At 43.1% G+C, this 26,988-nt stretch carries 22 protein-coding genes and 1 pseudogene; 14 read left to right on the forward strand and 9 right to left on the reverse strand.

The features are described from left to right. Positions 1-202 precede the first annotated feature (202 nt). On the reverse strand, positions 203-2,833 hold the full coding sequence (gene topA, locus A3712_RS14420) for a type I DNA topoisomerase (protein WP_063524019.1): 2,631 nt from the start codon (positions 2,831-2,833) through the stop codon (positions 203-205). Positions 2,834-3,272: 439 nt separating this feature from the next. On the opposite strand from topA, the gene A3712_RS14425 reads away from it, so the two are divergent. Further along, on the forward strand, positions 3,273-3,518 hold the full coding sequence (locus A3712_RS14425) for a YciN family protein (protein ID WP_004737436.1): 246 nt from the start codon (positions 3,273-3,275) through the stop codon (positions 3,516-3,518). Between the two features lie 61 nt (positions 3,519-3,579). Here the strand turns inward: A3712_RS14425 and aroA are convergent, their stop codons facing one another. Together aroA and A3712_RS14435 are read right to left on the reverse strand one after the other, a co-directional pair. After that, positions 3,580-4,860: a 3-phosphoshikimate 1-carboxyvinyltransferase gene (gene aroA, locus A3712_RS14430; RefSeq protein ID WP_063524020.1), complete on the reverse strand. Its 1,281-nt coding sequence runs from the start codon at positions 4,858-4,860 to the stop codon at positions 3,580-3,582. 162 nt (positions 4,861-5,022) lie between these two features. Next, positions 5,023-5,478, reverse strand: coding sequence for a glycine zipper 2TM domain-containing protein (locus tag A3712_RS14435; protein ID WP_063524021.1), 456 nt, complete (start codon positions 5,476-5,478; stop codon positions 5,023-5,025). Positions 5,479-5,531: 53 nt separating this feature from the next. On the opposite strand from A3712_RS14435, the gene aat reads away from it, so the two are divergent. The 3 genes from aat (at position 5,532) to infA (ending at position 7,240) form a co-directional block, all read left to right on the forward strand. After that, positions 5,532-6,242 carry a leucyl/phenylalanyl-tRNA--protein transferase gene (gene aat / locus A3712_RS14440; RefSeq protein ID WP_063524022.1) on the forward strand — a complete coding sequence of 237 codons (711 nt, stop codon included), beginning with the start codon at positions 5,532-5,534 and terminating at the stop codon, positions 6,240-6,242. After that, positions 6,242-6,940 (forward strand): arginyltransferase, encoded by a 699-nt coding sequence (locus tag A3712_RS14445; RefSeq protein WP_063524023.1) that lies wholly within the window; start codon positions 6,242-6,244, stop codon positions 6,938-6,940. Before aat ends, A3712_RS14445 begins: the two co-directional genes overlap by 1 nt. An 81-nt stretch (positions 6,941-7,021) precedes the next feature. Next, positions 7,022-7,240, forward strand: coding sequence for a translation initiation factor IF-1 (gene infA / locus A3712_RS14450; RefSeq protein WP_001040192.1), 219 nt, complete (start codon positions 7,022-7,024; stop codon positions 7,238-7,240). A 178-nt stretch (positions 7,241-7,418) separates the two neighbouring features. Here the strand turns inward: infA and clpA are convergent, their stop codons facing one another. Together clpA and clpS are read right to left on the reverse strand one after the other, a co-directional pair. Further along, positions 7,419-9,692, reverse strand: a complete 2,274-nt coding sequence (gene clpA / locus A3712_RS14455) for an ATP-dependent Clp protease ATP-binding subunit ClpA (protein ID WP_063524024.1) — start codon at positions 9,690-9,692, stop codon at positions 7,419-7,421. Positions 9,693-9,731: 39 nt separating this feature from the next. Further along, positions 9,732-10,052, reverse strand: a complete 321-nt coding sequence (gene clpS, locus A3712_RS14460; protein ID WP_063524025.1) for an ATP-dependent Clp protease adapter ClpS — start codon at positions 10,050-10,052, stop codon at positions 9,732-9,734. Between the two features lie 569 nt (positions 10,053-10,621). Here clpS and cspD point away from each other — a divergent pair. After that, entirely contained in the window at positions 10,622-10,843 is a 222-nt protein-coding gene (cspD, locus tag A3712_RS14465) for a cold shock domain-containing protein CspD (protein ID WP_004737429.1), read from the forward strand. Between the two features lie 273 nt (positions 10,844-11,116). On the opposite strand, the gene A3712_RS14470 is transcribed toward cspD, so the two are convergent. Then, on the reverse strand, positions 11,117-13,342 hold the full coding sequence (locus A3712_RS14470; RefSeq protein WP_063524026.1) for an NADP-dependent isocitrate dehydrogenase: 2,226 nt from the start codon (positions 13,340-13,342) through the stop codon (positions 11,117-11,119). A gap of 319 nt (positions 13,343-13,661) precedes the next feature. On the opposite strand from A3712_RS14470, the gene A3712_RS14475 reads away from it, so the two are divergent. Beyond that, on the forward strand, positions 13,662-14,390 hold the full coding sequence (locus tag A3712_RS14475; RefSeq protein WP_063524027.1) for a pseudouridine synthase: 729 nt from the start codon (positions 13,662-13,664) through the stop codon (positions 14,388-14,390). 93 nt (positions 14,391-14,483) lie between these two features. Here A3712_RS14475 and A3712_RS14480 read toward each other — a convergent pair whose 3' ends face one another. Both A3712_RS14480 and A3712_RS14485 read right to left on the reverse strand, forming a co-directional pair. Continuing rightward, positions 14,484-15,158 carry a YccT family protein gene (locus A3712_RS14480; protein WP_063524028.1) on the reverse strand — a complete coding sequence of 225 codons (675 nt, stop codon included), beginning with the start codon at positions 15,156-15,158 and terminating at the stop codon, positions 14,484-14,486. 84 nt (positions 15,159-15,242) lie between these two features. Further along, on the reverse strand, positions 15,243-16,307 hold the full coding sequence (locus tag A3712_RS14485) for a porin (RefSeq protein ID WP_063524029.1): 1,065 nt from the start codon (positions 16,305-16,307) through the stop codon (positions 15,243-15,245). A 514-nt stretch (positions 16,308-16,821) separates the two neighbouring features. On the opposite strand from A3712_RS14485, the gene dinG reads away from it, so the two are divergent. From dinG to A3712_RS14510, 5 genes are all read left to right on the forward strand, one after another. Next, complete coding sequence (gene dinG, locus A3712_RS14490; protein WP_063524030.1) at positions 16,822-18,897, forward strand: ATP-dependent DNA helicase DinG; 2,076 nt, start codon at positions 16,822-16,824, stop codon at positions 18,895-18,897. A gap of 127 nt (positions 18,898-19,024) precedes the next feature. Beyond that, positions 19,025-19,804 carry a sulfite exporter TauE/SafE family protein gene (locus A3712_RS14495; RefSeq protein WP_063524031.1) on the forward strand — a complete coding sequence of 260 codons (780 nt, stop codon included), beginning with the start codon at positions 19,025-19,027 and terminating at the stop codon, positions 19,802-19,804. Positions 19,805-19,826: 22 nt separating this feature from the next. Next, a complete protein-coding gene (locus tag A3712_RS14500) occupies positions 19,827-20,375 on the forward strand; it encodes a primosomal replication protein (RefSeq protein ID WP_063524032.1) in 549 nt (182 codons plus the stop codon). Continuing rightward, positions 20,365-20,535, forward strand: coding sequence for a pleiotropic regulatory protein RsmS (gene rsmS, locus A3712_RS14505; RefSeq protein WP_063524033.1), 171 nt, complete (start codon positions 20,365-20,367; stop codon positions 20,533-20,535). The genes A3712_RS14500 and rsmS overlap by 11 nt, the downstream gene beginning before the upstream one ends. A gap of 50 nt (positions 20,536-20,585) precedes the next feature. Further along, a complete protein-coding gene (locus tag A3712_RS14510) occupies positions 20,586-21,719 on the forward strand; it encodes a ribosomal protein uL16 3-hydroxylase (RefSeq protein WP_063524034.1) in 1,134 nt (377 codons plus the stop codon). Between the two features lie 107 nt (positions 21,720-21,826). Here A3712_RS14510 and A3712_RS14515 read toward each other — a convergent pair whose 3' ends face one another. Further along, positions 21,827-23,944, reverse strand: coding sequence for a methyl-accepting chemotaxis protein (locus A3712_RS14515; RefSeq protein WP_063524035.1), 2,118 nt, complete (start codon positions 23,942-23,944; stop codon positions 21,827-21,829). A gap of 394 nt (positions 23,945-24,338) precedes the next feature. On the opposite strand from A3712_RS14515, the gene A3712_RS14520 reads away from it, so the two are divergent. From A3712_RS14520 to A3712_RS14530, 3 genes and pseudogenes are all read left to right on the forward strand, one after another. Further along, positions 24,339-24,587, forward strand: a complete 249-nt coding sequence (locus A3712_RS14520; RefSeq protein WP_004737417.1) for a hypothetical protein — start codon at positions 24,339-24,341, stop codon at positions 24,585-24,587. A gap of 380 nt (positions 24,588-24,967) precedes the next feature. Beyond that, entirely contained in the window at positions 24,968-26,173 is a 1,206-nt protein-coding gene (gene emrD, locus A3712_RS14525; RefSeq protein WP_063524036.1) for a multidrug efflux MFS transporter EmrD, read from the forward strand. Positions 26,174-26,504: 331 nt separating this feature from the next. Then, positions 26,505-26,988: pseudogene (locus A3712_RS14530) on the forward strand (oligopeptidase B); the annotation flags it as partial.

Genomic DNA, 26,988 nt, shown 5'->3' on the forward strand with positions numbered 1-26,988 from the left:
CTTTGAGTTACAATATTTTAATTAAGTTACATATTCGTTACAGTTGAATAAGATCGTGTAATTAATCTCTTAATTTATTTTACCCTGCGAATTTAACAAATAATTACAATTAAGATTCAGTTTCAATGAATTGTATAATTAGTCATATATGAGTCGAAAAAAAAACAGCCTATTGGCTGCTTTTTATATCAATAACGTTCAATTACTTTTCTTTGGGCTTTTTACGTTTATCCGTTACTTCCCATTTACCGTCAATGTACAAGGCGGTCCAACCAGAAGGCTTACCATCCATTTCAGTACGAACGTAGTTCTCTTTTGTCTTGCGGCTGAAACGAACCACTGTCGGCTTACCATCTGGATCAGCTACAGGAGCTGTCGTCAAGTATTGGAATTTAGGTGAGATGCGGTCTTTAAAGCGAACTAACTCTTCTACTAAAGGAGCACGGGTTTCACGTGATTTAGGGAAGTTACTTGCTGCCATGAATAGACCAGAAGCACCATCACGAAGCACAAAGTACGCGTCTGAATTTTCACACGGAAGTTCAGGGAAATGTACTGGGTCTTCTTTTGGTGGCGCAACTTCGCCGTTTTTCAGAATCTTACGAGTGTTCTTACAATCTTCACTCGTACAATCCATGTACTTACCGAAACGACCATTCTTCAGAACCATATCTGAACCGCACTTGTCACACTCAACAAGCGGACCATCATAGCCTTTTACCTTGAATTCGCCGTGTTCAACCACGTAACCTTCACAGTTCGGGTTGTTACCACATACGTGCATCTTACGCTTGTCATCAATCAGATAAGCGTCCATTGCCGTTTCACAAATTGGGCAACGCTTTTTAGCGCGAAGTGCTGCGGTTTCAACATCTTCTTCAAGAACGTTGATAACCCCTTCTTCATCACCAAGGTTTATCGTTGTCTTACAACGCTCTTTTGGTGGAAGTGCATAACCAGAACAGCCTAGGAATACGCCAGTCGAAGCAGTACGAATACCCATATTACGGCCACAAGTTGGACACTCAATATCGGTTTCAACGATGTGGTTTGGCTTCATGCCGCCTGCATCTTCGTCGAGATCAGCTTTTTCCAAATCACCGGTAAAATCTTTGAAGAAATTATCTAGCACGCCTTTCCAGCTTGCTTCGCCTTCAGCGATTTGGTCTAACTTCTGCTCCATACGAGCAGTAAAATCGTAGTTCATTAGGTCATTGAAGCTACCATCTAGACGGTCAGTAACAATTTCACCCATCTTCTCAGCATAGAAACGACGCTGCTCAACTTTCACGTAACCACGATCTTGAATAGTAGAGATGATCGACGCGTATGTTGAAGGACGACCGATACCACGTTTCTCAAGTTCTTTAACAAGCGCCGCTTCAGTGAAACGAGCCGGTGGCTTAGTAAAGTGTTGCTTAGGATCCAATGCAATGAGATCCAACTTATCGCCAATTTGTACTGCAGGCAGGATCGTATCTTCGTTTTTACCCATCGGACGTTGAACACGAGTCCAGCCGTCGAATTTAAGGATACGACCTTTCGCTTTTAGCGTGTACTCCTCGGCTTTAACGCTTACTGTTGTTGAGTCGTACTGCGCAGGGGTCATTTGACACGCTACGAATTGATTCCAGATTAGCGAGTAAAGCTTGTGTGCGTCTGCGTCTACGCCATTTAAGTCTTCTGACTTAACATCGACACTTGAAGGACGAATCGCTTCGTGAGCCTCTTGAGCACCCTCTTTGCTACCGTATACAAGCGCTTTTGGTGGCAGGTACTCTGCACCGAACTCAGAACCAATGTATTCACGAGCTGCTTCTACCGCTTCCGAACTCAAGTTGGTTGAGTCAGTACGCATATAAGTAATGTAGCCCGCTTCATATAGGCGTTGCGCCAACATCATGGTTTTCTTTACGCCATAACCAAGACGAGTACTCGCAGCCTGTTGAAGCGTTGAAGTAATGTACGGTGCAGATGGCTTACTCTTAGTTGGGCGGTCTTCACGCTTACATACTTCGTATTGTGCTTTCTCAAGAACACTCAATGCAGCTTGCGTTTGCGCTTCATTTTCAGGTTTAAACGCAACACCGTCTTTTTGTGCGACTTGAAGTCTAAAATCTGTTTTTTCTGCTGTTTTGGTATCAGCATGCACATCCCAGAACTCTTCAGGTATAAAGGCGTTGATCTCGCGCTCACGCTCAACAAGAAGCTTTACAGCCACTGATTGAACACGGCCAGCGGATAGGCCTCGTGCTACTTTTTTCCAAAGCAGAGGTGACACCATAAAGCCAACAACACGGTCCATAAAACGTCGTGCTTGTTGTGCATTTACACCATCAATATTCAACTCACCTGGAGTTTCAAAAGCTTGCTGGATTGCGTTCTTGGTGATTTCGTTAAACACCACTCGCTTGTATCGCGTTTCATCGCCACCGATGATCTCACGAAGGTGCCATGCGATAGCTTCTCCTTCGCGGTCCAAATCGGTTGCGAGATAAACATGGTCTGCGTTCTCAGCCAGTTTTTGCAATTCAGCAACGACTTTCTCTTTACCAGGTAATACTTGGTAATTTGCTTCCCACTCTTTATATGGGTTGATGCCCATCTTCTTAATGAGGGCTTTGCGATCTTTTTCTTTCTTGATACGAGCTTTTTCTTCTGGGCTCATACCCTTTGTTGAAACTGCAGCAGCCTTTTTACCAGTACTTTGACCTGCCGTTGGTAAATCACGTACGTGACCTACACTCGACTTAACGACAAAGTCTTTGCCAAGGTATTTATTGATAGTTTTAGCCTTGGCCGGCGACTCCACTATAACGAGCGATTTACCCATATTGACTCTAACGTCCTTAATCACGATGCTTCAGCACCAACAATTTAACTTGCGGGCTTTTACGCATGATATTCTAAATTCATTGCTTCTTTTTTTACTATTGTGCGAGATTACTAGAAGATCAACCGCTTTTTTCAAAATTGGATCTGATCGCTCGACAATTCGACGACTCGTAGATAAAAGGGTCACAATGTAAAGAAGCTATAAAGTACTCGAAAAGAATACTAGCAAGAGCTTATTCATCAGGCATTAACTCTAAACGGGCTCATACTAAGCTTGTCCACGAATCGAACGCGAGCCCCATTACATGATTTTTGCCATAAATCACAAAATAAATTGTGGATATTCGAAAAGACTCTCTTAATCGGTTGTGAAATCATTGAATTTCTAGTTCGACACCATAAACTCAACGTTATATTCAGTTATCAGAGATAAACTCATGACAAAGAAAGTAATAGCAGAATTTGATTTACTGCTTATCGCAAACCAAATTATCCAATCACATGATGACTACATTGAAGGCATGCGCGCAAACAGCGTAGTAGAGAAAGACGATGTGCTCGTCTTCAAAGGCGAATACTTCCTAGACAGCAATGGGATGCCAACAGAAAATACAACCGCAGTATTCAACATGTTTAAATACTTAGCACACCATCTTTCAAAAGAATTTACGCTTCAGCAGTAATTAAAAAGCTTGCCATTTAGGCAAGCTTTTTTACTTCCTGAGCTTTATCAACTTAGCATTCTTATTGACTCAGCATCTTCAGCTTGTCGAAGTAGTCAGGGAATGTCTTTGATGTACAACCTGGATCATTAATCGTTACTGGCGTATCACTTAGCGCGACCAACGAAAAGCACATTGCCATACGGTGATCATCGTAAGTATCAATCGCCGCATATTTCAATTCGGCGACTGGGTTAACGATGATGTAGTCTTCACCCTCTTCTACCTCTGCACCCACTTTACGTAGTTCGGCTGCCATGGCCGCAAGACGGTCGGTCTCTTTCACGCGCCAGTTGTAGACGTTTCGAATCGCTGTTGTGCCTTTTGCAAACAGGGCTGTTGTCGCAATCGTCATTGCTGCATCAGGAATATGGTTGTAGTCCATATCAATGCCCTTCAGATCACCGCAACGAGAGATAACATAGTCATCACCCCATTCAATTTCAGCACCCATTTTTTCGAGTGCATCAGCGAATTGGATATCACCTTGGATGCTGTTTTTACCAATACCAGTTACCTTAATTTCGCCACCTTTAATCGCAGCAGCAGCTAAGAAGTAAGACGCCGAAGATGCATCGCCTTCGACAAGGAAATCACCTGGTGCTTTGTATGATTGACTCGTTGGAATGACAAATTCTTGGTAATCGTTGTTGATCACGTCCACACCAAATTGTTTCATAATGTGTAGCGTGATATCGATGTATGGTTTAGAAACCAATTCACCCTCTATTTTGATGGTCACTTCACCTTCTGCTAACGGTGCTGCCATCAAAAATGCAGTCAAAAATTGGCTAGAAATAGAACCGTCGATCGAAACCGTACCGCTTTTCAGACCAGTGCCTGTGATTTTCAACGGTGGGTAGTTTTCATTTTCTAAATATTCAACGTCAGCGCCAGCTTCTCGTAGAGCCGTCACTAGGTGGCCAATCGGACGCTCTTTCATACGCGGCTCACCAGTTAGAACGTATTCACCACGACCTAAACAAAGCGCAGCCGCAAGCGGACGCATCGCAGTACCTGCGTTACCTAAGAAAAGTTCGAGTGCTTTGTTGCTTGAAAAAGCACCGCCAACGCCCGTCACTTCACATACGGTTTTGCCCGCTGATAGCTGATAATCGACGCCTAACTGGGTCAGAGCATTCAACATATGGCGAATGTCATCACTGTCTAATAAGTTAGTTAGGCGAGTCGTTCCGGTTGAAAGCGCAGCCAAAAGAAGCGCACGGTTAGAAACACTTTTAGAGCCAGGCAGGTTAACTTCCCCACTCACTTTTTGAATTGGTTGTAACGTAAGGCTTTCCATTAAATCTTTTAGTCCTTGTACCACCCGAAGTCACTGGTGAGTATTTATTTTCGGGTGATGAATAATTCTTCGTACTTGCAGACTAACGAACTTTTCCAATGAACTCCAGAGCTAATCCCCTTCAAAAAGGTGATTAATTAGCCAACCAATAGCATTTTCATACTAGTACACGAGATCAACGCGAACGCCATCTGAAAAATAAAGAATTCTCACGTCGTCACCTCGGTTAAACAACATCGTACTATCAACGTCTTGGATGATATTGACGAGCTTGTCATCTTTGGTTTTAACCAGCAGTTCAACCAATTTATACTCCACTCGATATTGACTATTACCTCGGTTACGAGCGATTCCAGCTCCAGCAACAGCACCGACAGCCGTTGCAACTTCTTTACCTGCACCACCACCAAATTGGTTACCAATTAAACCGCCAATCGCAGCACCTAATAGGGTCTCCCAGCCGCTCGCTTTCGATTCCACTATCTCTTGTTGAGTAATATATCGCACGGTATCAATCTCACCATAAACAACCTCGTTCACCGGTCGAGCTTGATTTCGGTTATAAGCTGCATTTGCCAACATGGGCAAAACAAGTAAAATCCAAAGCAACTTCTTCATGCTAGAGCTCCTAATGACCTCATGGCCAGTGATTAATCTGTTACGCGGTACTTATGACTATATACCTAACTGAACTTGATACTACTAGTATAGAGTTTCCATCTCCCTTCGATGCACTGGATGAGCCAAATGGCCTTCTTGCTTTTGGGGGAGATCTATCGCCAATGCGAATCTTAAATGCTTACAGTCACGGTATATTTCCATGGTATGGCCCAGGTGAGCCTATACTTTGGTGGAGCCCAGCACCACGAGCGATATTTAATCCTAAGACATTCAAACCATCGAAAAGTCTTAAAAAGTTTCAAAGAAAACATAATTACCGTGTCAGCATCAACCAAGCAACGGATAGAGTCATCGGCTATTGCTCATCGTTAAGACAGGAAGAAGAGACCTGGCTAAATAGCGACATGCAGGCTGCCTACCGAGAGCTCGCTTCGTTAGGCTTCTGTCACTCGGTTGAAGTGTGGCAAGGTCACGAGCTAGTCGGTGGTCTGTATGGCTTACAAAGAGGACAGGTCTTTTGCGGTGAATCCATGTTTAGCTTAAAGACCAATGCCTCGAAAATCGCACTATGGTATTTTTGTCACCACTTTGCTCATTCTGGAGGAAAGCTCATTGATTGCCAAGTCATGAACCCTCACTTGAAGTCTTTGGGGGCATTAGAAGTAGAAAGAGAAGAGTTTCTCAGCTCTCTGCAATTACTGAAAGATAAGCCTGTTAACGATGTATGCTTTGAAAACCAATGGCTAGAGGAAATGCCTTAATGAATCCAGATTTACAACAAATCAGAATTGGATTAACAGACAATCACGCGTGTAGTTATCTCCCTCACCTCGAGGAAAGAGTCGCTGTCACACTTGATGAGCACATGCACACCTCAGAAAATTATGAAGTTCTGCTTGCGAACGGTTTTCGTCGCAGCGGTGCCACCATCTATAAGCCACATTGCGACAATTGTTCAGCATGTCAGGCGATTCGCCTTTCAATTCCCGACGTTAAGTTTTCCAAAAGTCAGCGAAGAATTCTCAACAAAGCGAAAACCTTTCGTTGGGATCTCAAAGATACAATGGATGATAACTGGTTTGACTTATATAGCCGTTATATCACCGCTCGCCATCGTTCAGGCACTATGTACCCACCTAAAAAAGAAGAGTTTCTACAATTTTCTCGAAATGAGTGGTTATCAACTAAGTTCATGCATATTTACAACGAGACCGACCTGGTTGGCATCGCTGTTACCGATGTGATGTCTCACTGTACCAGTGCGTTTTATACCTTTTTCGATCCAGACATTGATATATCCATGGGGACGCTTGGTGTTTTGTTCCAAATCCAACATGCTCAGAAAGAACACAAACAGTGGCTATATTTGGGTTATCAAATCGATGAATGCCCTGCTATGAACTATAAAGTACGATTTCAACGTCATCAAAGGCTAGTAAATCAGCGGTGGCAAGGGTAGAATACGCCACAACTTTACATATTATGATTTTGACGGCACAATCAAGCCGTTGAAAACCGCCAAGTTTCGAAAGAGGATTAGATGGCTAAAGAAGACGTAATCGAGATGCAAGGCACTGTCCTTGATACTCTACCAAACACAATGTTCCGTGTTGAGCTTGAAAACGGTCACGTAGTGACAGCACACATCTCTGGTAAAATGCGTAAGAACTACATCCGTATTCTTACTGGTGATAAAGTAACTGTTGAGATGACTCCATACGACCTTTCTAAAGGCCGCATCGTCTTCCGTGCTCGTTAATTTTTAATTATCGAATACGATAAGAAACGGAGCTTAATGCTCCGTTTTTTATTGCCTACCGTTTGGCACTTTGTCTTAACCGCTTTTCTTTATCTTTTCTCGTAACTTCAAAACATAAAAAACGCACAACCTAAGTCATGCGTTTTATCTCTAAGCTATTGAGCTATCTGCGACTTTGTTAGTGCATCACTTCTTCTTTAGCACCAACATAGACAAAATGCAGTTCGTCTTTTTTAAGTGTTACCTTAACCGTACCACCATCAACTAAGCTACCGAACAACAACTCATTCGCAAGAGGCTTCTTAAGCTTCTCTTGAATCACACGCCCCATTGGACGAGCTCCCATTGTCTTGTCATAGCCTTTGTCAGCTAACCAGTGACGAGCATCTTCAGAAACCTCTAGAGATACGCCACGAGCATCCAGCTGAACCTGAAGCTCAACAATGAACTTGTCGACAACTTGGCTAATCACACTTGGATCAAGGCTATTGAACCAAATGATGTTATCCAGACGGTTACGGAACTCAGGAGTAAACACTTTCTTGATTTCACCCATCGCATCTGGTGCGTGATCTTGTTGGATCAAGCCGATCGATTTCTTCTCAGTCTCAGCCACACCCGCGTTAGTCGTCATCACAAGTATCACATTGCGGAAGTCCGCTTTACGACCGTTATTATCCGTTAGCGTACCGTTGTCCATCACCTGAAGTAATAGGTTGAAGATGTCAGGGTGAGCTTTCTCGATCTCATCAAGCAATACAACCGAGTGCGGGTTTTTAATAACCGCATCCGTTAGCAAACCACCTTGATCGTATCCAACATAACCAGGAGGAGCACCAATTAAGCGACTCACTGAGTGACGCTCGCCGTACTCAGACATATCAAAGCGCAGCAGTTCAATACCCATTAGCTTAGACAGTTGAACCGTCACCTCAGTTTTACCAACACCTGTAGGGCCTGCGAATAGGAATGAACCTACAGGTTTATTGTCAGCACCAAGTCCTGCACGCGTTAGCTTGATCGCTTCACTCAATACATCGATGGCTGGATCTTGTCCGAACACCAACATTTTCATGCGGTCGTCCAGTTTCTGAAGCGTATCTTTGTCTGAAGACGATACTGACTTCTCTGGAATACGAGCCATTTTCGCAACCATTGACTCTATGTCCGCCACGCTAACTGTCTTCTTACGACGGCTTGCTGGTGCTAGACGACTACGAGCACCCGCTTCATCAATAACATCGATCGCCTTATCAGGAAGGTGACGTTCGTTAATGTATTTCGCAGACAACTCGACAGCCGCACGTAACGCCTTGTTGGTGTAACGTACTTCGTGGTGAGCTTCGTATTTTGGCTTCAAGCCAATCAAAATCTTAGTCGTATCATCTAATGAAGGCTCAACAATATCGATTTTTTGGAAGCGACGAGATAGCGCGCGCTCCTTCTCAAAAATACTGCTGTATTCTTGGTATGTGGTTGAACCGATGCAGCGCAACTTACCGCTACTCAGTAGTGGCTTGATTAGGTTAGCCGCATCTACCTGTCCGCCGGATGCTGCACCCGCGCCTATAATGGTGTGGATTTCATCGATGAACAGAATCGCGTCTTCTTCTTTCTCTAGTTGCTTGAGAATCGCTTTAAAACGTTTCTCAAAGTCACCACGATATTTAGTACCCGCAAGCAGTGAACCAATATCTAGAGAGTAAATCACGCTACTCTGAATAATTTCAGGCACTTGTCCTTCAACGATACGCCATGCAAGACCTTCAGCAATAGCCGTTTTACCTACACCCGCTTCACCAACGAGCAGAGGGTTGTTTTTACGACGACGACATAGGACTTGAATAGTTCGCTCAAGCTCTTTATCACGACCGATTAGTGGATCAATGTTACCTTGCTTAGCGACTTCATTTAAGTTGGTCGCAAAGTTTTCTAAACGGTCTTCTGAATTTGCTTCTTCGGCATTCTCTGCACCACCAAATGAGTCTGATGATGAAGCTCTATCGCCTTCATTACTGGCTTTAGTAATACCGTGTGAGATAAAGTTAACGATATCTAAACGGCTAATGTCGTTTTTCTTAAGAAGATACGCTGCGTGAGATTCTTGTTCACTGAAAATAGCAACAAGCACATTGGCACCTGTTACTTCACTGCGACCCGAAGATTGGACATGAAAAACAGCACGTTGAAGTACTCGTTGAAAACTCAACGTAGGTTGGGTCTCACGAGTTTCATCACTTTCTGGGATAAGTGGGGTCGTTTGATCAATAAAAATATCGAGCTCATTGCGAAGAGCATCGAGATCAGCCTGACAAGCTTGGAGCGCTTCCTTGGCCGCATCATTTTCTAATAATGCTAGTAGGAGGTGTTCGACAGTCATAAATTCATGTCGCTTGTCTCGCGCACGAGCAAATGCGCCATTTAAACTCGACTCTAATTCTTTATTTAGCATAATTACCTCCTAAGGGAACAACAGTGTTGTTCGAGCAATTTATACTTGCTCCATTGTACATAGTAGCGGATGCTCATTTTCTTTTGAGTACATCGTGACTTGTGCTACTTTTGTTTCCGCTATTTCAGCACTGTATGTGCCGCATATAGCTTTACCTTCATAATGAACCTTGAGCATCACTTCCGTTGCTTTTTCGATATCTAGTGAGAAGAATCGCTCTAGGATCTCGATTACAAAGTCCATTGGCGTGTAATCATCGTTAATCAGTACGACGTTATACATTGCCGGTGGCTTCACTTTTGTCGCCTCTTTCTCCAGTAAATCTGAGCCTGGAGATGCCCATTCAAAGTTTCTGCTCATATCGCTTTGCTAAGAGTTATTTTTCGGAAGTGGTGAATGGTTGTGTAACTTAAATTTACCACATTCACGCTTTACGGTGTACTAAGAAACCGCACCGAGAAACAGTACCAAAAAATATTCCTCTATACTGAGCCTAATCCACCATTTCCGTCGCTGCAAATAAAAGATCTCGATTCACAGGATTAACATATGTACTTGATTAAAAAGAAGCCATAACTATTGACAATAACCATGCATCAGCCTTTAAGTTACCATTTGGTTAATAGCTTGTGGGCATTCCTGAATGTGATTTGTTATAAAAATTGACCACTTTTATACCAGTTTACTATTGACTGTGGTCTATCATTAGCTACATTGGAGCTAAAAGGTTTTTCTAATACAGTTTCATAACACGCTTGAAAATTTAACAATAAGGAATAATTACGCAGGGTAGCGTTAACTTCCGTAAGTAATGTCTGAAATTCAAGATGCCAACCGTACGTATTTGGTTGGTGGGAATGATGTCGATCGAATTTACATTGATTTGATATAAACAACGTTAGTAACAAAATGCATGAGGGATGTATAGCATGGCTACAGGTACAGTAAAATGGTTTAACAATGCCAAAGGGTTTGGCTTTATTTGTCCAGAAGGTGAAGAAGGCGATATCTTTGCGCACTACTCCACAATACAAATGGAAGGTTACAGAACCTTAAAGGCTGGTCAGCAGGTCGACTATGAAGTAGAAAGTGGACCTAAAGGCTCGCATGCTAGCTCCGTTGTTCCTGTAGAAGGCAGTGCCAGTAAATAGGCAAAATTGCCAGATCGTGTTGACCTGAATAGCACGATTTGGAAATTAACAGATTATGAAAGCCGCTCTTTTGACACCTGTATACAGGGTTCTATGAGCGGCTGTTTGATCTTAGGCGAAACATCTGTTCCACATAGAGGCTTTTTGATACCACGGCCGACATCAAAACAGGCAGAAACAAAAAGACGCTTTAACGGTTACGTAAAAGCGTCTTTTACTATGCCGTCTGCAAGCGCTTTAGAAAACACTCACATAGAACGCTGCGTTCAAGCTCTATGCGTCGATAAATGCGTTTAATGTAGCGCTTGGGCGCATCAATGCTGAAACTAGTGCATCATCAAATAGGTAGTAACCACCTAAGTCGCCAGCAACACCTTGTGCGTTATTTAGCTCAGCTACAATTGCTTCTTCGCTTTCAGCTAACTGACTAGCAACTGCAGCAAATTCAGCTGCAAGGTCAGCATCAGCAGTTTGCTCTGCAAGTGCTCTAGCCCAGTACGCCGCTAGATAGTAGTGGCTACCACGGTTATCAAGCTCGCCTACTCGACGTGATGGAGACTTGTTGTTATCTAGGAATTCACCCGTCGCTTTATCAAGCGCATCAGCGAGAACTTGAGCCTTAGCGTTACCTGTAACCACGCTTAAGTGCTCTAGAGATGCAGCTAGTGCCAAGAATTCACCAAGAGAATCCCAACGCAAGTGGTTTTCTTTCTCTACTTGTTGAACGTGCTTAGGAGCAGAACCGCCAGCACCCGTTTCAAATAGACCACCACCGTTCATTAGTGGAACGATTGATAGCATTTTAGCCGATGTACCAAGCTCTAGGATTGGGAACAGGTCAGTTAGGTAGTCACGCAGTACGTTACCTGTAACCGAAATCGTATCTAGACCCTCTTTAATACGAACTAGAGAGAACTTGGTCGCTTCCAATGGAGAAAGAATCTTCAGTTCTAGACCATCTGTATCATGCTCAGGTAGGTAAGCATTCACTTTCTTAATAAGCTCTGCATCGTGTGCGCGTGATTCGTCTAGCCAAAATACCGCTGGAGTATCTGAAGCACGAGCACGTGTCACAGCAAGCTTAACCCAATCTTGGATTGGTGCATCTTTCACCTGACACATACGGAAGATGTCGCCTTCCTCTACGTCTTGCTCTAGAAGTACAGAACCTGAAGCATCAACCACTTGAACTTGGCCAGCAGCTTCTAGAATGAATGTCTTATCGTGAGAGCCGTATTCTTCTGCTTTTTGAGCCATTAGACCTACGTTTGGTACGCTACCCATAGTAGTTGGGTCGAATGCGCCGTTATCTTTACAGAAATCAATTACCGCTTGGTAGATGCTCGCGTAGCTACGATCTGGGATCATTGCTTTAGTGTCTTTTTGCTTACCTTCTGGATCCCACATTTGCCCTGAAGAACGCAGCATTGCAGGCATAGATGCGTCAACAATGATGTCACTTGGTACGTGCAGGTTAGTAATACCACGGTCTGAATCTACCATCGCAAGTGGTGGCTGGGTTTCGTAAACCGCTTGTAAGTCAGCTTCAATTGCCGCTTTTTGATCTTGAGGCAGTGACGCGATCTTAGCGTATACATCACCGATACCGTTGTTAACATCAACACCTAGCTCTTCAAAAAGCTGACCGTGCTTAGCGAAAACGTCTTTGTAGTAAACCTTAACCGCGTGACCAAAGATCACAGGGTCAGAGACTTTCATCATGGTGGCTTTCATGTGTAGAGAAAGCAGTACGCCTTGCTCTTTCGCTGACGCGATTTCTTTTTCAAAGAATGCCACTAGAGCAGCTTTGTTCATCACTGAAGCATCGATGATCTCTTTATCTTGTAGTGCAAATGCTGGCTTCAATGTTTTCTTAGCACCATCTTTACCTACAAACTCGATGCTTACTTCTGTCGCACCATTGATAGTTGTCGATTTTTCGCTACCGAAGAAGTCTTTATCTTCCATGCTTGCAACGTGCGACTTAGAGTCTGCTGACCAAGCACCCATTGAGTGTGGGTTTTTCTTCGCGTAGTTTTTAACTGAAAGAGGTGCACGGCGGTCTGAGTTACCTTCACGCAATACTGGATTTACTGCACTACCCTTAATCTTATCGTATGTTGCTTTTAATGCTTTTTCTTCGTCAGTGTTTGCTTCTTCTGGGTAGTTTGGAAGTGAATAGCCTTTTGATTGCAGCTCTTTGATAGTTGCTTGTAGTTGAGGTACTGATGCAGAGATGTTTGGAAGCTTGATGATGTTCGCTTCTGGTGTCTTAGCCAATTCACCTAGTTCTGCTAGTGCATCACCAATACGTTGTTCTTCGTTCAAGTAGTCAGGGAAGTTGGCAATAATGCGCCCTGCAAGTGAAATGTCGCGAGTATCAACGGCAATACCTGAAGAAGCTGTAAAAGATTGAATGATTGGCAGTAGAGAATAAGTTGCTAATGCCGGAGCTTCGTCTGTAATGGTATAGATGATAGTTGGTTTTTCAGTAGGCATGAAATTTCCCTATAGTTCTTACAAGCTCACATGAATAGTGAGAATGTTATAAATTGACCAGTAAGCGACTCTGAGAGTGAAAACTGCTTACTCGATAGTCGTACTCTATCTTATTTTTCATGCAATCTAATGACAGCATGAACCAAATCCGTGAGTGCGTTGTTATAATAAAACACGTTGGTATAATTAAACAAATCAGGCTCAAGAGTCCATAAACTTGTTCTATTTTGTGTCTTTTAGGCGCGCAAATGATAGCTCAATTCCGTTTCAGTGAAAACTTTTCAGCACACTTCGTTTACATTTTTGCAAGGTAGTTAACATGTCTACTCGCTCACGCAGCGCTTCTCGTTCAGACAAAACAGCTCGTTCTGGCGCCAAATTAAAACAAAACGGCAACAAGCAGGGCCGGAAAAATGATAGAAATAACACTGGCAATGCACACAAGAAATCGCACTCAAGTAAGCAAAGATACAAACCTAAAACGGCGAACACAAAACCTAAAATTGCACTCGAAGATCGCAAAGTCATTTTGTTCAACAAACCATTCGATACTTTAAGTCAGTTCACTGATGGTGAAGGTAGAAAGACGCTCGCCGACTTTATTCCAGTAAAGGACGTTTATGCAGCCGGAAGACTTGATCGTGACAGTGAAGGGTTAATGGTTTTAACTAATGACGGTATCTTTCAAGCCAAGTTAACTCAACCAAACTCAAAATCACCAAAGACTTACTGGGTGCAGGTTGAAGGCGCACCTTCTGAGGAAGATTTAGATAAATTGAGAAAAGGCGTCGAACTAAAAGATGGTATGACGCTACCTGCTAAGGTGGAGTTAATGGCAGAGCCAGAGGTATGGGACAGAAACCCACCGGTAAGATTCAGAGCTGCGATACCAACGACCTGGTTAGCGATTACTATCATCGAAGGACGTAACCGTCAGGTCAGACGAATGACGGCAAACATCGGTTTCCCTACTCTACGCCTTATCCGTTATTCAATGGGCAACATGAATGTGGGACAGCTGCAGCCAGGTGAGTGGAAAGAGATCTGATTCTGCCGGAATCAAACTATTAAATTAAAGAGTAAAAAAGCGAGGTTTTCTAAAACAGACGCTCGCTTTTCTCATCAATTTTGTACAACTTCATTAATCTTGATCGATCATCCACTTGCGGAATTCTTTACGATCTTCTTTTGAAGTCTTCAGGTACCAAGCTTGAAGCTGTTCTAGTTCTTCTGATTGAACCTTATCCACACTCTCAACAGGAAGAGCTACAGCCTCAACTATTTTTTCAGGCTGTGCTACTGCTTGATTATCAATGGCAACATAAGAAACAGCGACAGCCGCCACCCCACCATTAATATTATACTCTCGAATCTCTTCAATATAGTTCCGGCCTAATTGAACTCCATTTGATTTAAGCTCATCAACAACCTTATCTACCTCAACACCATGTTGATCAACAATCTTAAACTCCAGATCTTTTAAACCTTTCTCAGCAGAGCGAACTGAACGATAAGTAGGCATTAAAAATTCAACATCTTGATCAGCATTTATATTGAACGTAACAATCTGGTTTTTGCCATAAACTTTTTTACGATCACCTGATTTTTCTATTACAGGTTCGTATTGAAATACGACTTGGTTCTGACCTGTATTTAAAGTGACAACAGTAGATGCCTTGAAGGCCTGGCCTGAGGTTTTAGGCTTTTTCATATTTACAGCTAAAAGATCTACTGTATCTTTGACAGTTAGAGATGCCGAGATTCCAGGCATACTAACTAGCATGGCAGACATTAATGTAATTGCTTGTATTTTCATAATAATCCATCAAGTACAAAAAAAGCCCAGCTTACGCTGGGCTCTATAATTTAGTCAAACTAATATGTTATTAGTCTTAATATATTACCAGTAAACACGTACGCCAGTTGCGAATTCTAGAGCACCGTCTGCGATAGTTGGCTCATTAACAAAAGAATCAGATTCTTTGTTTGTGAAACCTAGAGTACGACCGTCTAGGTAAGCAGCTTCAACATAGATACGAGACCAGCTGTTAAAGTGGTAATCAGTACCTACATAAATAACTGTAGAAGTGTCTTCTTCACCAAACTCACCAACTATGCTGATGTTACCAGCATCTTGATCTGTGTATTCGTAACCTGCGTAAGCTGTTGCGTTGTCAGCCCATGCATATGTACCTGCCAATGAGATACCATCGATAGTTACTTTATGCTCTGAGTTTTTGATTTCTGTATTGTAGTATGTGAAACCAATACCAGCTTTACCAAATGAGTACTCAGCAGTTGCTTCGTAGTAAGTATCTTCTACTTTATCAGCACCAGTTTCATCTGTCGTTTGACCGAAACCAACGTGACCACTTAGATCACCAACAGAACCACCGACAAAAATTTCAGCAAGCTCTTGATTGCTATCATTTTCATCTAGACCGTAGTTAGCAGCAACAAAAAAGTTATCAGCATCGTAGTTGTACTTGATCATTGAGTCGTGAGCTGCACCATTAAGCTGAGAATAACCTAGAGCAGAACCACCGAAGAAGTAAGAGTAATCGGCACCGTAGATATCATCGGAAACAGTCCATTGCTGACCGATTTTAATTGAACCAAAATCACCAGAGAAACCTAGGATGTGTTGGCGGATTTTCATTTCCTCTTCTTTAACAGAAAATTCAACTTTACCAATAATGTCGAGAGAGTCATTAAGTACATATTTTGCATCAACACCTGCACGTGAAGAACCAGCACCAATAGTTGTGTTACCTTCATTAACTGTACCAACGAACATGTCAGTATTTTCGTCGTAAGCATATTCTTTTGTGTCATCAGAAATTTTCAGCTCAGTACGTAGTTGACCGTAAAAGTCTACTGCGCCGTCTTCTGACTTATAAATTTCTGCTGCGCTTACTGAACCAGCTGCTGTCATAACTGCTAGTGCTAAAAGAGTCTTTTTCATAATAAATCCACTGCCTTTTCTAAGAATGGGAGATCCTTGCCCGGTTCCCTTTTATTTATCGTGACTGGTCATTACCACTCTTTGTTGGTTAATCACCGTCACTAAATTTCGAGTTCTAGATTGCAAAAGATTATCCTGCGTGTCAAATAAACTAAAAACAAACATAAAAAAATCACAAAACAATCAAAATCAATTACTTACATTCCTTTTCATCATTTTACGAGCAGCTTATCCTTAGTTTTACCAGCAAAGATAATAAGCTCTAAAATGTAACAAATAGAATTTAACTCGATTATCAAGCCAAAAAACCATCTACCTTTAGAATTTAACACCTACAAGCTAGTCTTTTTTGATATTTATATTTCGCAAGATAAATAAAATCGTTAAGTTCCTGATGGTTCAGTTTTTTTTTGTGAACGAGATCTACCTTTGATTCAAAAGTAAGCTATTTTGCGGTAAATGTACCGGCTAGTTATATGTGCTACTATCCTCGCTCCGTTACGTAGGTCACAGTATGCTAACTACTAAAATTCAAAATTCTATTCGCACCAGTTATCAAAACCTCCAAGAACAGTTGGATAACTTTGTACCTAGGCGTGCACAAAACTACCTTGTCGCAGAGATTGCCAAGACACTTTGTGGTCAATACCACAAAAGTAATCGTATGATCGTTGCTGAAGCGGGAACCGGAATCGGTAAATCATTGGCGTATTTAATGGCTGCGATCCCTGTTGCCGTTTTAAACAACCGAAAAATTGTTATTTCAACCGCAACGGTTGCTCTGCAAGAACAGCTAGTAAACAAAGATCTCCCTCTATACAGAAGACTTACTAACAGGGAGTTCTCTTTTATCTTAGCGAAAGGCCGACAGCGTTATTGCTGTGCGGAAAAGTTGGCAGCCGCCTGCGGAGTTGATGGCGGCCAGATGGCAATGTTCGAATCTAAGCCAAAACTGAAAGATATTGAGCAACTGCAAACCATGTATCGCAGCCTTGCTCAAGGCAAATGGGATGGTGACCGAGATTCATGGCCAAAGCCTATCGATAATATGATTTGGCAAATGATTGTCAGTGATAAGCATAGCTGTAACAACAGCATGCCAACTCACAGAGATTGCCCTTTCCAAAAAGCACGTTCAGAGCTAGATAAAGCAGACGTTATCATCGCTAATCACAGTTTAGTGATGGCTGATGCAGACCTAGGTGGCGGTGTGATACTGCCAGAGCCGGAAAATAGCATCTATATCTTCGATGAAGCACACCACTTACCTCACGTAGCCAGAGATCACTCTTCTGCAGCGGCGAGCTTGAAGGGTGCCGCTTCATGGTTAGAGCGTTTAAACCAATCGATAACCAAGCTTTCAGGCTTGGCGGACGAAAAACGAGTGGGTCGATTCAAGAATGAATTGCAGGATGCAGTACAACTGCTGATACCGACTCTCACGCAACTCAGTAAGCAATTCGATGCTACTCATTTTGAAGATGGGCTTTACCGCTTTGAACATGGTGACTTGCCAGAATGGTTAGAGAACGAATCTAAAGACCTCAAACAGCTTTCTCAGAAAGCGAGTCAGGCTGTCGCTAAAATTGCAGATCTGATTGCAGAACGAGTTAAAGATGGCGAGCTTTCAGCCAAGCTTGCAGAACCTGCGCTCGCCGAAATCGGCTTCTATATACAGAGAACCGAGAACCTAGCGCAAGTTTGGCGCTTGATGGCTGAACCAAAACGTGAAAAAGGTGCGCCTTTAGCGCGTTGGCTAGAACTTAATAAAGAGAGTGAAGGCGATTTTGTTGTCAATGTTTCTCCGCTTGAGGTTGGCTGGCAACTTGACCAGCAAATATGGAGCCGATGTGTTGGTGCCGTGCTTGTTTCTGCAACAATGAGAGCACTCAACTCCTTCAGTTTTTTCTGCCATCAAGCCGGTATCAGTCAAAAAGAAGAAGATGGTGTGCAGTTTCTTGCCCTGGCGTCACCGTTTGATTATCAGAATCAAGCGGAGTTAATCGTGCCAGCTATGAAATACGAACCACAAGCACCTCAATTTACCGAATATCTTATTGAAATTCTGCCTAAGGTAATAGAAGACAACAAAGCCAATCTCGTTCTATTCTCTTCTTACTGGCAAATGAATAAAGTTGCAGAAGCTTTGGCAACAGATTTCGTTAAAAAGTCATGGGCGTTGCAGGTGCAAGGTGATACTTCACGCGCTGAAATTCTAAAAAAACATAAAAAGCTAATAGATCAAGGTAAAACTAGCGTTCTTTTTGGAACTGGCAGCTTTTCTGAAGGTCTGGATTTGCCGGGTGAGCTGCTTGAAAACCTAGTTATTACCAAGATTCCTTTTGGCGTTCCAACCTCACCAGTAGAGCAAGCGCATTCGGAATATATTGAATCACGCGGCGGTAACCCCTTTATGCAGATTACTGTTCCAGAAGCGAGTAAAAAGCTTATTCAATCTGTGGGTCGACTGCTGCGTAAGGAGAGAGATTCTGGTAAAGTCACGATCCTAGATCGACGCATAGTCACGAAGCGATATGGCAAGTCCCTACTCGATTCACTACCGCCTTTTAAAAGAACAATAAAATACTAATTTTTCTGCAGTTAGGCAGCTCTGGGTCAGTCATCGCTTGGCCCCTGCATTCACAATCAAACACGAATAGTCCATCAACTATTCGTGTGGCTGTTTTGACGGCCAATAACGAGAACAACAGCTATTTATGGAAATGATTGAACCAACCATGTTGGTTATACTTGCGCTGGTTGCATTTGCAGCGGGCTTTATTGATGCTGTCGCCGGTGGTGGGGGCATGTTAACGGTCCCTGCATTGTTATCCCTTGGTCTACCGCCACACATCGCACTTGGTACAAATAAGCTTGCAGCCACGTTCGCTTCTTCAACAGCAGCTTTTACTTATTATCGTAAAAAGCTGTTTAAGCCAGAATGTTGGATAAATGCATTTTTAGCGACCTTGATCGGTGCAACCATAGGTACGTTAACAGTCGACGCTATCAGTACTCAATGGTTAGAGAAAGTCCTGCCACTGATCATTCTTGCTGCAGCGATCTACACCATTTTTCATAAGACACCGAACGCCAATCACAACGTGTCACCGAAACCTTGCCCTGTGCTTAAGAAGAAACAAAAGTACCAAGGCTTCGTTCTTGGCTTTTATGATGGCGTTGCAGGCCCAGGAACCGGCGCTTTTTGGACGGTGAGCTCGATGGCTCTATACCGCCTAAATATCTTGCTTGCTTCTGGCCTATCGAAAGCAATGAACTTCACCAGTAACTTCACGTCTTTGGTGACCTTCGCGATTCTTGGCCATATTGATTGGGTGTTGGGTTTAACCATGGGTGTTTGCCTAATGGCAGGTGCATTCGTTGGGGCACATTCCGCAATTCGATTTGGTGCTACGTTTATACGACCAGTCTTTGTTACGGTTGTCAGTATACTTGCGATAAAACTGGCTTACGAAGCTTGGTTTGTAAACCTATAGCCATCGGATTACAGGAAGCAAAATGAGTCAATTTTCACAAATCAAAAGTGTCATTGATACCATACTCGGTCACTGTTCGCAGGTCGATAAATCTCGAGGGGCCTACCATCAGGCGCTTTTCGACAGAACATTGTTTAAATGTGGCGCCTCGACTCTACTCCCTTACGCACTTGAAATCCAAGCGACTTATCACACCATTATTCGCGAACAGAGCACCAATCAACTTTCGGCATCACGCGCGAATTACTTAACCGACAAATTAACTAACCAGATAGCGGCTTTGCAACGCGAGCTCGCCAATCATGATTTACGCTTAGACAGAAAAAGCAAATCAGGGAAAACCTTAAACGACTTGTATAATGACTTGGCTCAGCACCAAGACTGGCAAAGACGTTTGGTTGATTTAGTTAAACGACGCAAGTTCGCACTAGACTCCGCACCACGTCATAGTAAAGCACAAGCAGAAAATACTTGGATGTTAGCGAAAGAGCGTTTGGAACGCTGTGAAGACTCGATGAAGAACATCGAAAGACTGATTAATATAGAGAGCCCAAAGCGAAATGAGCACTGATAACACATCATCACCATTGGACAACGCACCTGATGAAGTTAAGTTAGCCGTTGACTTGATCTACCTACTCGAAAGTAATGAGATCGACCCAAAGGTTGCGTTAGAAGCAATCAAGATTGTCCAGCAAGATTTACAAGCCAAACTGGCAACTAGTAACTAGCAACTAGCAACTAGCAACTAGCAACTAGCAACAAAACATACAGGATTCACATGTACCAACTTAGCTTTTCTATGCCCGAGTTTCTTGAAAATTACTGGCATAAGAAACCAACAATCTTAAAAGGTGGCTTCCAAAACTTCGTCGACCCAATTTCGCCGGAAGAACTTGCTGGTTTATCGATGGAAGAAGAAGTGGATTCTCGCTTTGTTTCTAACCTCAACAACCAATGGACAGCAGAGCATGGCCCATTCGCCGAAGAAAAATTCGGCGAATTAGCAAAAACTCACTGGCAATTGATCGTTCAAGCAGCAAACCATTGGCATCAAGGTGCCAATGAGCTAACGAAAGCGTTCCAACAATTACCAAACTGGTTGTTTGATGATCTGATGATTTGCTACTCGGCACCCAAAGGTGGTGTTGGCCCGCATATTGACCAATACGACGTATTCATCATTCAAGGCCAAGGTAAGCGTCAATGGAAAGTCGGCGCAAAAGATATCGGTCAATATAAAGAAACCGTCCAAGCCTCTGCTCTACGCCAAATCGAAGGCTTTGAGCCAATCATTGATGAAACTCTAGAACCCGGTGATATCCTTTATATCCCGCCAGGCTTCCCACACGAAGGCAATACGCTAGAGCCATCAATGAGCTACTCCATTGGCTACCGCTCTCCGAAAGAACAAGAGCTGATCAGTAACTTTGCAGACTTTGTACTTGCTCATGATATGGGTGATATTCACTTGCATGATCCTGAGTTAAAAACGCAGGATGGCTACGGCAAGATTCGTTCGTCAGATTTGAGTAACCTAACTGATATGCTCAAATCAGCCCTTGAACAACCAGAGACGGTTAGCGACTTCATGGGTTGCTTGCTGAGCCAATCACGCCATCAGCTCGATATCGTTGCGCCAGATCCACTATGGACTCAAGAAGAGATTGCCCAACACCTAGAGTCAGAAGGTGAAATCCTCCGAGTATCCGGCCTAAAGGCGCTCTACCACGAAAATCAAAGCAACACAGCTTACATCAATGGCGAAGTGGTTAAGGTGGATGAAGCGGACTCTTCATTAATCAACACATTGTGTGATAAGACCATGATTTCCTCGGCTACTGCCCTATCACCTTCAGGCGTAACTGTCGTGACTCAATTGGTTAACAAAGGCTACTGGTTCATCGAAGAGTAAGCAGCGTCAGACGCTAGTTATTGACCTACTTCTAAAGAAACGAATTAAAAAAAGGGACAAATGAAATCTTCATTTGTCCCTTTTTCTATCCAAGAATTGATTAAGGTTTAGACCTTGAACTGATTAACCAATTTCTGTTGCTGCTTAGACAGCTGATCGATTTTATTACCCACCTGTTCAGAAGCTGCCGCTTGTTCCAAGATCTTCGCACTCAAGTCGCGAATATTAACCACGCTTTGATTCACTTCACCGGAAACCGATTGTTGCTCTTCTGCTGCTCTTACGATCTGATTGTTCATATCACTGATCGCTTCTATCGAAGTAAAGATCGAACCGAGATCCTCTACTGCATTTTGAACATGTAGCGCTGTATCGTTGGCGAGAATATTACCTTCTTGGATTGCTTCCACCACATCTTGCGTACCCGCATGAACCTTATCGATCACCGCTCTGATCTCCCCAACGGATGATTGTGTTCGGCTTGCTAAGTTTCTCACCTCGTCTGCAACGACCGCAAAACCACGACCTTGCTCACCAGCACGAGCTGCCTCAATAGCCGCATTCAGTGCTAGCAAGTTAGTCTGTTCAGAGATTCCCTCGATAACACTTAAGATCTCTGTGATATTGCCGTTGTTCTTTGCTAGCTCTTCAACAATAGGCACAGCGCTCGACATGCGTTCCACCAGCTTCCTCATTTCACCGGCGGAAAGCTCGATAACTTGTTGCCCTTGCTGAGCTGAACGATTTGCCTCACAAGCTGCGTCTACCGCAACTTCTGCGTTTTGTACCACTAAGCCAGCAGTTTGAGTCATCTCTTCTGCCGCTGTTGCTACCAGATCCACCTCTTTAAATTGAGACTCGCTGCTTTCACGAGTACTTGATGCAGATGCCTTCGCTTGGCTGGTCGTGTTTGCCACTTGTTCTGTGGTTTGAATAACTTCTTTAATTGTATGTTGCAGCTTATCTAGGAACAGATTAAAGCCTTTCGACAACTGACCGATTTCATCTTGAGACTTCACTTCTAAGCGTTGGGTCAAGTCACCTTCGCCAGAAGCGATGTCATTCAACCTTTCTACTACCTGACGAATCGGCTTCACAATGGACAACGAAGCAAATGCGATAATGGCTAAACCGAAGATAATAAATACCGTACCGGCAATCACTTCTGTTTTGATACCTTCACTTAGCTTAGTGCTAATGATGGAATCCAGTTTATTTGCATCAGCGACGACACTGTCTCTTGGGATCTCAAACAACACCCCCCAAGTTTGGTTAGCAGCAACGACAGGTGCAAACGCAAGTAACCACTCACCGTTCTCACTCCACTGCGTTGTTACTTCACCGCCGAAGATAAAATCGGTCATTAAGTCACTGTTGGTATTATCGCTTTGGAAATTCGAACCAACTGCAATGCTTGAATCGTCAGAAGCGATAACTGAGCCATCTAGGCTAACAACATACGCTTTACCTGCACCATCAAATAAACTCTGGTCAGATTGAGTAATCACACTGGTTAAGCCATCAAGCCTTAAGTCGATACCCAGAAAACCAATCGCAACATCGTCGACTAAAATTGGAACTGAAATAGAGGACGTCAATAATGCTGTACCGCCACTATTCACCACTCGTGGGGTGCTGATACAGGTTTGCCCTGAAGATAGAGGACAGTAAAAGCGCTCGCTATTGCTGTTGTCATTCAGTGTTGATTCCGAAAGGACGTTCGAGAGAACATTCTCACCATTATCCGCTAATTTCCAGTAAGGAGCGAAGCGACCTTTCTCGTTAGATCCTACATAATCGGCATCGACATAATTCGAATCTTCGCTATCGAGTAAATCAGGCTTAAAGACGAGGTAAGCACCTTGAATCGAATCGAAGTTTAAAACCGATCTGCGCACCATTTCATCTAATGCAGTACGAAGCTCTTCACTTGGTGTAAAGTTTTCATCCGCATTGTTCTTTAAAAACTGAGCACTCGCCGCTAGCATCTCTGCGCGATAAATGGCTTCATCAACATAACGTTGAGTTTCTTGTGCATTGAGCTGAGAAACAGACGATAACAACTGCTGAGTTTTAGTGATCACTGATTCTGAGCTTTGAGATTTGATAACTTGTTGCTTACTCGTCGCGTTGTAGATCGAGAAACCAATAAGAGAAAGCGACGTAATGATTAAACAACAACCCGCTAGTAGAGTTATTTTCCACAGTACCGATAGAGAACGCATTTAATATCCTTATTTAAGCCAAAAGACTTCCATAACCATAACTATCACATCAACAACGATGGCTGTACAGAATGTAGATAAGTTAAACGAATAGCTTAACGTATGATTACATCACAAATTACTAACATATAAAACGAAAGTTCACGCAAATGTTAACAGGCCATATTTTTTGTCTATCGCTTCTGTGACTGAGAAAGCTATTTACTTCTGATACTTAGCTTCATCTATATCGTTTTAAAAATACAACGTATAACTTGCATCCTTCCTCAAGGCGATAAGAACACTTTGCAGCGCCCCTACCATAATTGAAAAATGCCCTCTTTTGTCCCACTACACTACAAAAAATTAGCTGTTATTATTGGTTTTATCATTTTCATATCGACGGAGACTAATGATGAACGCAAGCTGGGCCAATTTCTTCCCATACTTTGCAGGGGCTTTTAAGCTGATTGTATTGGCTATTGGTGGCTACCTAGCGATCAAGTGGCACTTTGATGAAGACAAGAGGTTAAGAGAACAAGAGGGCGAAGTATTTAACACACTAAGTTTGAAGAAAAAGTTAGTGACTGCACTTGTAATAACAATTGTTGTGACCTGCTTAATAACGCTTGTCGTGTACGCGACCGACTGGCTACTCTATTAAAGTGGAATATTGATTCTAAAAACGCCACTCGCTTCACGGGCTTACTACGCAGACGCTAACTCATTTACGTCAGTAAGCTTTGTGTAAAACACCCTCTCCAAAGCACTACGCCTCAACTCATCAAAATATCGCTCAGTCACTTATAACATTTCAATGGTTATCCCCTGCAATATTTACTTATTCTATATAGAAATTCGGATTAATTTTTCTAATCCAACTTATAGATTTTTATCTTGGGTAACTGAATAATTTTTGGTTGCTAAATCAGCAATCAATCTCTAACATTTCGCGCCTAGATTCACTAATCGCTTAACTCAATTGGATCCTCCTGATTGAGCGCTAAGGCTTTTTACGTTTTCAATTTTTGGAGAGATACGCAAATGTCCGCCTCGTTTCCATTAGCGAAACTTACCTTCTTAATCGCTATTCTGACAGCCGTAGGTCAAATGACTCAAACGATGTACGTGCCTTCTATTGGCCATATGGCAGGTGAGTTCTTGGTTTCTGCGTCTTCACTTCAAGCTGTGATGGCGTGTTACCTGATCCCTTATGGTTTGTCGCAATTTGTTTACGGCCCGCTTTCAGATCGCCTCGGTCGCAAACCAATCATCGTCGCTGGCTTGGTCATCTACATCCTAGGTACCTTGGTAGCCTTATTCGCTCATGAATACGAATGGTTCTTGGTGGGTAGCTTTATTCAAGGGCTCGGCATTGGTTGTGGTGGTGCGATGTCTCGTACATTGACCCGTGACTGTTTTGAGGGCGCTGAATTACATCGTGCAAACAGCTTGATCAGCATGTGTGTGATTTTTTCCCCATTGATGGCACCTGTATTGGGTGGTTACCTAACAGAAGCTTTCGGCTGGCGATCTAGCTACTTGTTTCTAGCACTATTTGGTATCGCTGTTGTGATCACCATGATGACGAGCATGATGGAAACATTGCCAAAAGAGCGACGCAAAAATGAATCGGTAGGAACCAGCTACAGGTTTGTTCTATCTGACAAGCGCTTCCAAGGTTTCCTATTGGTACTGGTTGCAACATTTGCAGGGATAGCTGTATTTGAAGCAGCTGCAGGAGTACTGCTTGGCGGTGTACTTGGCTTGCCGGCAACTACTGTGAGTTTACTGTTTGTTTTACCGATTCCAGGTTACCTAGTAGGTGCTGGCCTTTCGAGTTACATCGCGCAGCGTCGCTCTGAGCGCCGCGCACTAAATATTGGCTTGGTATCGATCTTAGTTGGCTCAGCTGTCGTGCTTATCCCGGGTCTGTTTGGTCAAACAACCGCATTGACATTGATTGGCGGCGCAACCATTTACTTCTTGGGCGCTGGTATCTTATTCCCAGCAGCAACAACAGGTGCACTTTCGCCATTCCCATACCATGCTGGTACAGGTGGCGCGATCTTGGGTGGTATGCAGAACTTAGGTGCCGGTATTGCTACACTGTTGGCATCGTTCTTCCCAGCTCAAGATCAACTGCCACTGGGTTGCTTGATGATTACCATGTCGCTTATCGCTATGCTTGGTTTACGTTGGGTTAATCGTAAGCCTGACCACTCAAACGAAATGCCATTGGCTATCTAAAGTAAAACGCAACTCCTGCCTAATAAATAGAGGGACATGCTGAAAGGCGTGTCCCTTTTTTATTACCCGTTTACCCTCGCCTGATGTCTACCACTAATTTCATCAAACATTACTTTGATTTTTTAAACATAATAACAGACACTTACGATGAAAGTGCATATCCAGAATCCAATTATAAATAATATCACTGGAAGGAAACTAACCACTAAAGGATGCTGGCAATAAAACGAGTAAGGTGCACACTAAGGATATAAAGATGCGTTTCGCTTTAACCACATTGGCCGTATCGGTAGCGCTTGTCGCCGGATGCAGCAATCAAGGAATAACAACCATGAACCACTACTCTCTATCGCAACTTATCGCTCAACAAACTCAAGCTCCCGTTGCTAAGAAAGTCCCTCATTCAATGACGACTCATGGTGACACACGAATTGATGATTACTATTGGATGCGTGATGATCAACGCCAAGATCCAGAGATCTTGCAGCACCTCGAGCAAGAAAACCGGTATGCCGATACGGTGCTGAAACACACGGAAGCATCCCAAGAACAATTATTTGAAGAGATCAAAGGCCGAATCGCGAAAGACGACAATTCGGTCCCCGTTCGTAAAGGTAGCTATTACTACTCAAATAAAGTCACAGGTGACAACGAATACCCAATTCATTTACGCGAAAAACACTTTTTAGGAATAGACAAACAAGTTATTCTAGATGTTAACGAACTCGCCAAAGAACATGAATTTTTCAGTATTGACCACTGGTTTCTGTGCTCGAGTGCCAAATGTATACCTGCTGACCATCTTTACTCTTACT

Origin of the sequence: Vibrio sp. HI00D65, from assembly GCF_001635455.1 — a bacterium.
Lineage (GTDB): Bacteria > Pseudomonadota > Gammaproteobacteria > Enterobacterales > Vibrionaceae > Vibrio.

Bases quoted from the DNA above. Each gene is read 5' to 3' on its own strand.
- topA (WP_063524019.1), bottom strand. From the start codon at position 2,833: ATGGGTAAATCGCTCGTTATAGTGGAGTCGCCGGCCAAGGCTAAAACT.
- A3712_RS14425 (WP_004737436.1), top strand. From the start codon at position 3,273: ATGACAAAGAAAGTAATAGCAGAATTTGATTTACTGCTTATCGCAAAC.
- aroA (WP_063524020.1), bottom strand. From the start codon at position 4,860: ATGGAAAGCCTTACGTTACAACCAATTCAAAAAGTGAGTGGGGAAGTT.
- A3712_RS14435 (WP_063524021.1), bottom strand. From the start codon at position 5,478: ATGAAGAAGTTGCTTTGGATTTTACTTGTTTTGCCCATGTTGGCAAAT.
- aat (WP_063524022.1), top strand. From the start codon at position 5,532: ATGACTATATACCTAACTGAACTTGATACTACTAGTATAGAGTTTCCA.
- A3712_RS14445 (WP_063524023.1), top strand. From the start codon at position 6,242: ATGAATCCAGATTTACAACAAATCAGAATTGGATTAACAGACAATCAC.
- infA (WP_001040192.1), top strand. From the start codon at position 7,022: ATGGCTAAAGAAGACGTAATCGAGATGCAAGGCACTGTCCTTGATACT.
- clpA (WP_063524024.1), bottom strand. From the start codon at position 9,692: ATGCTAAATAAAGAATTAGAGTCGAGTTTAAATGGCGCATTTGCTCGT.
- clpS (WP_063524025.1), bottom strand. From the start codon at position 10,052: ATGAGCAGAAACTTTGAATGGGCATCTCCAGGCTCAGATTTACTGGAG.
- cspD (WP_004737429.1), top strand. From the start codon at position 10,622: ATGGCTACAGGTACAGTAAAATGGTTTAACAATGCCAAAGGGTTTGGC.
- A3712_RS14470 (WP_063524026.1), bottom strand. From the start codon at position 13,342: ATGCCTACTGAAAAACCAACTATCATCTATACCATTACAGACGAAGCT.
- A3712_RS14475 (WP_063524027.1), top strand. From the start codon at position 13,662: ATGTCTACTCGCTCACGCAGCGCTTCTCGTTCAGACAAAACAGCTCGT.
- A3712_RS14480 (WP_063524028.1), bottom strand. From the start codon at position 15,158: ATGAAAATACAAGCAATTACATTAATGTCTGCCATGCTAGTTAGTATG.
- A3712_RS14485 (WP_063524029.1), bottom strand. From the start codon at position 16,307: ATGAAAAAGACTCTTTTAGCACTAGCAGTTATGACAGCAGCTGGTTCA.
- dinG (WP_063524030.1), top strand. From the start codon at position 16,822: ATGCTAACTACTAAAATTCAAAATTCTATTCGCACCAGTTATCAAAAC.
- A3712_RS14495 (WP_063524031.1), top strand. From the start codon at position 19,025: ATGGAAATGATTGAACCAACCATGTTGGTTATACTTGCGCTGGTTGCA.
- A3712_RS14500 (WP_063524032.1), top strand. From the start codon at position 19,827: ATGAGTCAATTTTCACAAATCAAAAGTGTCATTGATACCATACTCGGT.
- rsmS (WP_063524033.1), top strand. From the start codon at position 20,365: ATGAGCACTGATAACACATCATCACCATTGGACAACGCACCTGATGAA.
- A3712_RS14510 (WP_063524034.1), top strand. From the start codon at position 20,586: ATGTACCAACTTAGCTTTTCTATGCCCGAGTTTCTTGAAAATTACTGG.
- A3712_RS14515 (WP_063524035.1), bottom strand. From the start codon at position 23,944: ATGCGTTCTCTATCGGTACTGTGGAAAATAACTCTACTAGCGGGTTGT.
- A3712_RS14520 (WP_004737417.1), top strand. From the start codon at position 24,339: ATGAACGCAAGCTGGGCCAATTTCTTCCCATACTTTGCAGGGGCTTTT.
- emrD (WP_063524036.1), top strand. From the start codon at position 24,968: ATGTCCGCCTCGTTTCCATTAGCGAAACTTACCTTCTTAATCGCTATT.